The sequence below is a fragment of the uncultured Limnohabitans sp. genome (genome assembly GCF_937889215.1).
In the GTDB taxonomy this organism is placed as follows: Bacteria; Pseudomonadota; Gammaproteobacteria; order Burkholderiales; family Burkholderiaceae_C; genus Limnohabitans_A.
Map to the genome: position 1 here is coordinate 1 of NZ_CALBEX010000494.1, position 3,393 is coordinate 3,393.

Genomic DNA, 3,393 nt, shown 5'->3' on the forward strand with positions numbered 1-3,393 from the left:
GCTGGATGTGGGGCAGGGCGACCAGGCGTGTGGCGAAACGGGCGATGGCCGCATGTTGGAAGCCGATGAAATTTTGCAAGATTTGACCGCTTTTTTTGCACCCAAGTCGCTGCAAGGCCAGGCGGTGCTGGTCACGGCCGGGCCCACTTACGAGGCCATTGACCCGGTGCGTGGCATCACCAATTTGTCGAGCGGCAAGATGGGCTTTGCCATCGCCCGGGCGGCACGCATGGCGGGCGCGCAGGTCACGCTGATTGCGGGTCCGGTGCATCTGCCTACCCCTCGTGGCGTGCAGCGTGTGGATGTGCGTTCGGCCTAGCAAATGTTGTCTGCGGTGCAGCAACATGTGGCGGCGGCCCATGTGTTCATTGCCACTGCGGCGGTGGCCGACTGGCGTCCCGCCAACGCGGCTGACCAAAAGATCAAGAAAGACGGCTCAGGGCAGACCCCCCAGCTGAACTTTGTTGAAAACCCAGACATCTTGGCCACAGTGGCTCAATCGCAGCGCGGCCGATCGGGCGAATTGTTTTGCGTGGGTTTTGCTGCCGAAAGCCACGACTTGCTGGCCCATGCAACCGCCAAACGCCTGCGCAAAGGGGTGCCGCTTTTGGTGGGCAACATAGGCCCGGCCACCTTTGGACAAGATGACAACGCTTTGCTGCTGGTGGACGCGGCCGGTGCCCGTGAATTGCCGCACGCGAGCAAACAGGTGCTGGCAGAGCAATTGATCGCCGACATTGCCAAGCGCTTGAAATAACAAAGACTTCCCATGAACATCGACCTCAAAATCATCGACCCCCGCATGGCCGAGCAGCTGCCGGCCTACGCGACTGCTGGCAGTGCCGGCCTGGATTTGCGCGCTTGCCTAGACGCGCCTTTGACCTTGCAGCCCAATGCTTGGCAATTGGTGCCTACCGGCATTGCGGTACACCTGAAAGACCCTGGATATGCCGCCATGCTGCTGCCGCGTTCGGGCTTGGGCCACAAACATGGCATCGTGCTGGGCAATTTGGTGGGCTTGATCGACAGCGATTACCAGGGCCAGTTGATGGTCAGCGCCTGGAACCGAAGCGGTGTGGCTTTCACCATCGAGCCTATGGAGCGCATCGCGCAAATGGTCATCGTGCCGGTGGTTCAGGCCACGTTCAATGTGGTGGCCGAGTTTGACGCGCCCAGCGAGCGCGGCGAGGGCGGTTACGGCTCGACCGGCAAAAAGTAAAACGTGGTTTTTTGAAACCGCTCGCGCAGCGAGCCGCAGATCAGTGCAAGGTGGGGCCTGTGGGCAGGCCTTCGTCGCCCACTTCGATCTTGAAAAAGCCGGTGCCACAGCTGCCGCTGCCCACTTCGGCTTCGGTCGGTTCGCGCACCGATTCGACTTTCAGGTGCAGTCGCAGCGCAATGCCCGACAGCGGGTGGTTGCCGTCCAGCACCACATGCTCAGGGTAAATTTCGGTCACGGTGTAGAGCACGTTGCGCGGCGCATCGGGATGGCAGCCTTCGGGCAAGGCTGTGCCCTCGATCGTCAAGCCCGGCTCCATGCCCGGCGGGAACAGGGCGAGCGGCTCCAGAAACAGCAGCTCTTCGTTGAAGTCGCCAAAAGCGTCTTCGGGCTCCAAGTGCAGGTCGACTTTGGCGCCTTTTTCGTGGCCTTGCAGGGCTTCCTCGATCTTGGGCAGCAGGTCTTGCCCGCCAATGAAAAATTCAACGGGCTCGTCCAGGGTGTCCAGAACTTCGCCCAGCGTGTCTTTGAGTGTCCAGGTCAGTGCGACCACAGAAGGTGTCTTGATTTCCATAGGACAATTGTCGCAGTTTGGCGGCCGGTTTTTGGGCTGCATTGGCCTGTTTAGGCCTTACCTGGCTATTTGCTTTGCCGCAGCTGCCCCATTCAACCGGAACCACCATGAACACAGAACAAGCCTTGACCTTGCTGGGCGGCCTCACGCCCAGCCAATTCATGAAGCGCCATTGGCAGAAAAAACCTTTGCTGGTGCGCAACGCCATACCCGGCTTTGTGCCCTGCGTGGACCGATCGGCCTTGGTGGCCTTGGCGGGCGAAGAGGGTGTGGAGTCTCGTTTGATCGTGGATTCGCCCAAGGGCTGGAAGATGAAGCATGGCCCCCTGGCCAAACGCAGCTTGCCGCCTTTTAGCCAGAAAAAGTGGACCTTTTTGGTGCAAGGCGTGGACTTGCACCACGATGGCGTGCACGCGCTGATGCAGCAGTTCCGCTTTGTGCCCGATGCACGGCTCGACGATGTGATGATCAGCTATGCCACCGATGGCGGTGGCGTGGGTCCGCACTTTGACAGCTACGACGTATTTTTGTTGCAAGCCCACGGCCAACGCCGTTGGCGCATTGGCCGCCAAAAAGACCTGAGCCTGCAGCCCGGTGTGCCGCTCAAAATTTTGCAAAACTTTGAAGCCGAAGAAGAGTTTGTGCTCAACCCAGGTGACATGCTCTATTTGCCGCCCAAATACGCCCACGACGGTGTGGCCGAAGGCGAGTGCATGACGTGGTCGATTGGGTTCAGGGCGCCGCAAGAGGGCGAGCTGGCGCGTGAACTTTTGCTGGGCTTGGCCGATGAGGCGTTTGACGGTGTGGGTGATGCCCTTTACCGCGATCCGAAACAAGCCGCCGTGCCGTCTCCTGCGGCCATTCCGCCGTCTTTGGCTGACTTTGCACGTCAAGTGGTCGATAAAGCTTTGAAGAACCCGCAGTTACTCGAGAGTATGTTGGGTGAGTACCTGACGGAGCCCAAAGCCCAAGTTTGGTTTGAAAATGCAGAGGAAATATGGGATGTGTCCGCAGGCGCACAGCTCGACCGCCGAACCAAAATGATGTACGACGCGAAACACATTTTCATCAACGGAGAAAGTTTTCGCGTGGCTGGGCGGGATGCTGTTATTTTGCGTCAGTTGGCCGATGATCGCTGCATTTCCGGGCAAAAAGCCAAATCTTTGAGTGCAGATGCGCAGGAGGCGCTGGTCGATTGGGCCGGTGAGGGCTGGTTGTGGGCGATTAAAAAAGGCTAAATATCGGTTTTTTTCAAGTTTAAATTAATGCCTTAACGGTTATCAGGACGGCCCATTTTCTAGGGGAAAACACTATAATCTCTGGTGGAGCACAAGTACGTTTGCGCGTTATTGTCTCGGCTTTGGGTGCCTTTTCGGTGTCCGAGGCAGTTTCTGGAAATTGTTTTCAAATCCCTTTTAGGAATAAATCAAAATGAACAAGTCCTTCGTTCTGGCCGCCCTGATCGCTGCAGCCGCTTTGGCTGCTTGCGGTAAAAAAGAAGAAGCCGCTGCTCCTGCAGCTGCTCCCGCTGCTGAAGTCGCTGCACCTGCAGCTGCTGCTGCAGCCCCAGCCGCTGCTGACGCTGCCGCTCCTGCTGCCC

3 protein-coding genes and 1 pseudogene are annotated in these 3,393 nt (G+C 58.4%); 3 read left to right on the plus strand and 1 reads right to left on the minus strand.

Going from position 1 to position 3,393, the window contains the following annotated elements:
* Together coaBC and dut are read left to right on the plus strand one after the other, a co-directional pair.
* Positions 1–757: pseudogene (gene coaBC, locus Q0341_RS12545) on the plus strand (bifunctional phosphopantothenoylcysteine decarboxylase/phosphopantothenate--cysteine ligase CoaBC); the annotation flags it as partial.
* A 12-nt stretch (positions 758–769) separates the two neighbouring features.
* Positions 770–1,219, plus strand: a complete 450-nt coding sequence (dut, locus tag Q0341_RS12550) for a dUTP diphosphatase (RefSeq protein ID WP_299513874.1) — start codon at positions 770–772, stop codon at positions 1,217–1,219.
* Positions 1,220–1,259: 40 nt separating this feature from the next.
* Here dut and Q0341_RS12555 read toward each other — a convergent pair whose 3' ends face one another.
* Positions 1,260–1,793 carry an FKBP-type peptidyl-prolyl cis-trans isomerase gene (locus Q0341_RS12555; protein ID WP_299513876.1) on the minus strand — a complete coding sequence of 178 codons (534 nt, stop codon included), beginning with the start codon at positions 1,791–1,793 and terminating at the stop codon, positions 1,260–1,262.
* A gap of 107 nt (positions 1,794–1,900) precedes the next feature.
* On the opposite strand from Q0341_RS12555, the gene Q0341_RS12560 reads away from it, so the two are divergent.
* On the plus strand, positions 1,901–3,031 hold the full coding sequence (locus Q0341_RS12560; protein WP_299513878.1) for a cupin domain-containing protein: 1,131 nt from the start codon (positions 1,901–1,903) through the stop codon (positions 3,029–3,031).
* Positions 3,032–3,393: the final 362 nt, after the last annotated feature.

What these genes read in the sequence shown, in the direction of transcription:
- dut (WP_299513874.1), top strand. Translation starts at nt 770, where the DNA reads ATGAACATCGACCTCAAAATCATCGACCCCCGCATGGCCGAGCAGCTG.
- Q0341_RS12555 (WP_299513876.1), bottom strand. Translation starts at nt 1,793, where the DNA reads ATGGAAATCAAGACACCTTCTGTGGTCGCACTGACCTGGACACTCAAA.
- Q0341_RS12560 (WP_299513878.1), top strand. Translation starts at nt 1,901, where the DNA reads ATGAACACAGAACAAGCCTTGACCTTGCTGGGCGGCCTCACGCCCAGC.